The following is a 4964-nucleotide window of genomic DNA, read 5'->3' as shown; positions in this document are numbered from 1 at the left end:
GGCGGGTATCGAGGCGCGGCGCCGCCAGCCAGAATTCGCGGGTCTCGTCCTGGTAGTAATCGAGGCAGAGTTCACCGCTCCAACCCAGATGGCCGCCCTTGACCAGCACGGCGCGGGCGCCGAGTTCGCGCAGCCGCTGGGCGGCGAAGCGCACCAGCACAGGGCTGGTCGCGGGAATGCCGGTCAGGGCCTCCAGTTCGGGGCCGTTGGGGGTGATGAGCGACAGACGTGGCAACAGCTGCTCGCGCACCGCCTCCAGCATATTGGGCTCCGCCATCGGGGTGCCGGTGCTGGCGATGGCCACCGGATCGTAGACCACGAAGGGGGCCTCGATGGTTGCCAGTCGGCGGGCCAGTACCTCGACGTGAAGCCGGGTCGGCAGCAGACCGATCTTGATGGCGGCGGGCGGCAGATCGACGCTAAGGGCGTCGATCTGGGCGGTGAAGGTCTGCATCAGCACGGGGTCGACCATCTTCACCGCCACCGAGTTCTGGGCTGTGATGGCGGAGATAACCGAACAGCCGTGCACGCCAAGGTCGTGCAATGTGTGTAAGTCGGCCTGAATGCCGGCGCCACCGCCGGAATCTGAACCCGCAATAGTCCAGACCACAGGACGCGAGTCCGTCACAGGCAGCTGATCGGCGGGGCTGACAGCCCCGCTTGCACTGCTCACGCCTCCTCCCCTGCGGCCTGTTTCAGCGCCGCCGCCTGATGGTAGATCTCGCCACCGGTCTCCTTGAAGGTTTCCGCCATGCGGGCCATGCCGCTCTCCACCTGAGCCACTACCTGCTCCTGTTGGCCATCCATACCGACCAGCTTGATCTCCACCGCTTCAAGCTTGGCTGCGTAGTCGCGCACATCCTGAGTGATCTTCATGGAGCAGAACTTGGGCCCGCACATGGAGCAGAAGTGAGCCACCTTGCCGGACTCCTGCGGCAGGGTCTCGTCGTGGTAGGCGCGAGCGGTGTCGGGGTCGAGGGCCAGATTGAACTGATCCTCCCAGCGGAACTCGAAGCGCGCCTTGGACATGGCGTTGTCGCGGATCTGGGCACCCGGGTGCCCCTTGGCCAAATCGGCGGCGTGAGCGGCGATCTTGTAGGTAATCAGCCCCTGCTTCACATCCTCCTTGTTGGGCAGTCCCAGATGCTCCTTGGGGGTCACGTAGCAGAGCATGGCGCAGCCGTACCAGCCGATGAGCGCGGCGCCGATGCCGGAGGTGAAGTGATCGTAACCCGGCGCGATATCGGTTGTGAGCGGGCCCAGCGTATAGAACGGTGCCTCGTGGCAGTGCTCCAGCTGCTCGGTCATGTTGCGCTCGATCATGTGCATCGGCACATGACCCGGACCCTCGATCATCACCTGCACGTCGTACTCCCAGGCAATTTGGGTCAGCTCGCCCAGGGTGCGAAGCTCGGCGAACTGGGCCTCGTCGTTGGCGTCATAGACGGAGCCCGGGCGCAGACCGTCGCCCAGCGACAGGGCCACATCATAGGCGGCGCAGATCTCGCAGATCTCGCGGAAGTGCTGGTAGAGGAAGTTCTCTTTATGGTGGGAGAGGCACCACTTGGCCATGATGCTGCCGCCGCGCGAGACGATGCCGGTGAGGCGCTTGGCGGTCATCGGCACGAAGCGCAGCAAGACACCGGCATGGATGGTGAAGTAGTCCACCCCCTGCTCGGCCTGCTCCAGCAGGGTGTCACGGAACAGCTCCCAGGTGAGGTCTTCGGCGACGCCGTTGGTCTTCTCCAGCGCCTGATAGATGGGCACGGTACCGATGGGCACCGGGCTGTTGCGCAGGATCCACTCGCGGGTTTCGTGGATGTAGCGGCCGGTGGAGAGATCCATGACGGTGTCGGCGCCCCAGCGGGTCGACCAGACCAGCTTCTCTACCTCCTCCTCGATGCTGGAGGTGACTGCCGAGTTGCCAATGTTGGCGTTGATCTTCACCAGAAAATTGCGGCCGATGATCATCGGCTCCGCTTCCGGGTGGTTGATGTTGCTGGGGATGATGGCGCGACCGGCGGCCACCTCATCGCGCACGAATTCGGGGGTAATGTTCTGGGGCAAACGGGCACCAAAATCACGGCCCGGATGCTGGGTACGCAACAGTTCAGAGCGCACCCGCTCACGGCCCATGTTTTCGCGAATGGCGATAAATTCCATCTCGGGAGTGACGATGCCGGCACAGGCATAGTGCAGTTGGGTAACCCGACGACCCGGCTTGGCGCGGCGCGGTTTCGGCAGATGCTCGAAGCGCAGGTGATCCAGCCCCTCATCGGCCAGACGCTCCTGGGTGAAGGTGGAGCTGAGCCCCGGCAGTTCGTCGGTGTCATCCCGCTCCAGCACCCAGTTCTCCCGCAGGCGCGGCAGGCCGCGGCGCACGTCGATGGCGACCCCCTCCTCCCCGTAACGGCCCGAGGTGTCGTAGACCGGCACCGGCTCGTTGGGCTCGAATTGGGGATTTTCTTTGGTGCCGCCGACGAAGGTATCGGCCAGCTGGATTTCACGCAGGGGCACCCGGATATCGGCACGGGAGCCTTCGATAAAGATGCGCCGGGAGTTGGGATGAGCCATCCCCTTGAGGCTGTCGATAAAGGCCTGGGCGCTGGAGCGCTGCTCACGGCGGCTGGATTTGGTGGTATCAGATACGGAAGTAGACATAGCAAAACTCACATTAACTGGTTGAAGTTATGGGTGTTTGCTTGTCTGGAGTTCGAGGAGAAGATGAACTTGCGGCGGGTGTTTATCTCGGGAGGGAGTGCACGCTGGATGGATCTCCGCACTGCTGTTCTGCCACTTCCCGCTCTCTGCACGCGGTGGGCAAGGCGCCCCACGTGCTGGAAAACCGGACGGGACAGACTCCCTCCTGTGCACCCTGACCCATCAAGGGTGATCCCTTCGATGAGCGGAAGAGGCTTGTTCCTCCCCCGGCGCGGTAACCCGCAAGTTACCCTTGTTCCCTTCGCAGGTTTTAACCTGATCAGGTTCCACGGATCCCGAATTAACGGTCTCAGCTTCGCGTCGTTCGACGGTCAGCACTCCGACAAGATGGCGCCAGTATAAGGGGGAAAATCTAAAGCACAAGCCGTTAACAATCTGGCCAACACGCCTCTTTCAACAAATGAGTGAACAATGTCTCGCTCACGGGGCCACCCCGGGCAGAGGTCAAACCTGCGTTGGCATCACCTTGGCAAGCCATAGCTTCCTGTTGTGATCATTCAGGGACAAGAGGACAAAAAGAGGGAAAATCGAGGGGCGCAGGGCAAGTGCATCGTCTTGCGCAGAACAGAAACAGGCCCCTATGAAAGGGGCCTGCGAGTAAGGTTATTGAACCGGAACTATGGTCAGGGATACATTGCCAAACCCTTCGTTGGCAAGGGCCTCGCTGTCCAGATCCACACCGGTCAGTGCCACACCTTCAGCAGAGGAGTTACGCAACTGCGCAGCCTTCGCGGAACGGGTCTGGGGCTGACCGATTTCGATATCACCGGCAAACTGGCTCTCGGCATAGAAGTCACCGGTCACCGCCGAACGGATCGGGCGCAGCACACGACCCAGGTTATTCTGCATGGTCGACAAACCATACTCGCTGATGGTCCAGTTCCAGTCCCACCACTTCACTTCACCCGGGATATAACGCTTGTCCCACTGGTAGCGGATGCTGCTGGCCTTGTCGCGGAACGGGCCGACGGCAAAGGTGTGCTCCCAGGTGGGGCGATTCTCAGGATGGGTATACCAGGCATTGCCGCCCCAACGCAGGAAGCCCTTCATGGTCAGGTCATAATTGACCTCGGCCTTGAACTCGTAGGGGTAGGAGATGTTGGACTTGTAGAGGGCAACCCGCACCGGCAGGCTGGAGTGAGGCGGCACCGTGGGGCGCGCTTCAACCGAGACGGTCTCGGTCGTCGAACCCCCTTTCTGGGAGGCCCAGCTCTGGCTCGCTGCGATCTCGATGGCCAGTTCGGTTTCACCTACCAACGGCCATTGAAACTTGTTCTTGGTGGTCACCTTCTCGCTCAGGCTGTAGGTATCGGTTTTCGACCAGTTGGTGGCCTTGTCGTACTTCAGGGTCACCACCACCTGCTGGGGCAGGTCGGTGTAGTTGGTCGCATTGGCCGTGATGGTCTTGACCAGCTGCTTGCCGCTCTCGGTGACCTGACCATGGCTGAAGGAGTCGGGTTCCAGGGTATATGAGAAGTTGCTTACCTTGATGGAGCTCTTCTCCCCGCAACGATATCCGGAGCAGCCGCCGTCATTATTTCCCTTTATCAGCCAGCCATCGCCAACCCGGGTAACATCCATATCTTCCCCGACATAGGGGCTATGATTCCCACCCACCCAGGCGTATCCCAAATAATGGGCGAGATAACTGACTGGCTTGATAAAATAATCATTATCATGGACAAGCCGCCATTGCACATCGACCTCATCACCCGCCGGAATATTCCAGTCAGAGAGTGTTGGTATTTCTCCGGAAACCGGTGAATTTGGATAGCACCAGGTTTCTCCGGCAGTGCCCTGTTTGATTTCGCCATTATATCCTGGCCCCATAATCACCCAGCGATCCGCCAGTCCGGTGATCTGCCACTGCCCCATGCGGCTGACCAGATTACCCTTGATACTCATGGCTTCATCACGGGTCAGAGGACGGTAACCACTGGCACAGACGCCCGTGCCAAGCCCCGCCCACTTGACCTGATCAGGGTAGACAGGTTCAGCCGCCTGCACCTGAGCGAGCATCAATGAAGACGCCAAAAACGCCAGATTGGCGGTAATTATTCTATTCATCATTTATCCCTCTTTCAGACATACGATAATTGTTATTGTGTAGAAATATCCTTTTTCATTTGACAGGTATGGACTCCGACAAAACCTGACACAAATAAAATAAACCACCAAAAAACATCCATGACAAATAAAATGATGGTGATGCAGGAAAATAATTAGAGCGATGACTTTATTGA

Annotated in this window: 3 protein-coding genes and 1 riboswitch; all 3 genes read right to left on the bottom strand. The window is 59.7% G+C overall.

Annotated elements, in window-relative coordinates:
* Window positions 1-673 (bottom strand): bifunctional hydroxymethylpyrimidine kinase/phosphomethylpyrimidine kinase (thiD, locus tag AACS18_RS21935; RefSeq protein ID WP_146184727.1); only part of this gene is annotated, 673 nt, incomplete at its 3' end.
* Window positions 670-2661, bottom strand: coding sequence for a phosphomethylpyrimidine synthase ThiC (thiC, locus tag AACS18_RS21930; RefSeq protein WP_108611929.1), 1992 nt, complete (start codon window positions 2659-2661; stop codon window positions 670-672). The genes thiD and thiC, both read right to left, overlap by 4 nt.
* Before the next feature lie 279 nt (window positions 2662-2940).
* Window positions 2941-3053: riboswitch (TPP riboswitch) on the bottom strand.
* 271 nt (window positions 3054-3324) lie between these two features.
* On the bottom strand, window positions 3325-4788 hold the full coding sequence (gene aerA, locus AACS18_RS21925) for an aerolysin AerA (RefSeq protein ID WP_181363226.1): 1464 nt from the start codon (window positions 4786-4788) through the stop codon (window positions 3325-3327).
* Window positions 4789-4964 lie beyond the last annotated feature (176 nt).

Source organism: Aeromonas sp. HMWF015 (assembly GCF_963878965.1).
Taxonomy (GTDB): Bacteria; Pseudomonadota; Gammaproteobacteria; order Enterobacterales; family Aeromonadaceae; genus Aeromonas; species Aeromonas veronii.
The sequence above is the reverse complement of the archived record's forward strand: the minus strand, read 5'-3'. Positions and strand labels throughout refer to the sequence as shown.

Bases quoted from the DNA above. Each gene is read 5' to 3' on its own strand.
- thiC (WP_108611929.1), bottom strand. From the start codon at position 2,661: ATGTCTACTTCCGTATCTGATACCACCAAATCCAGCCGCCGTGAGCAG.
- aerA (WP_181363226.1), bottom strand. From the start codon at position 4,788: ATGAATAGAATAATTACCGCCAATCTGGCGTTTTTGGCGTCTTCATTG.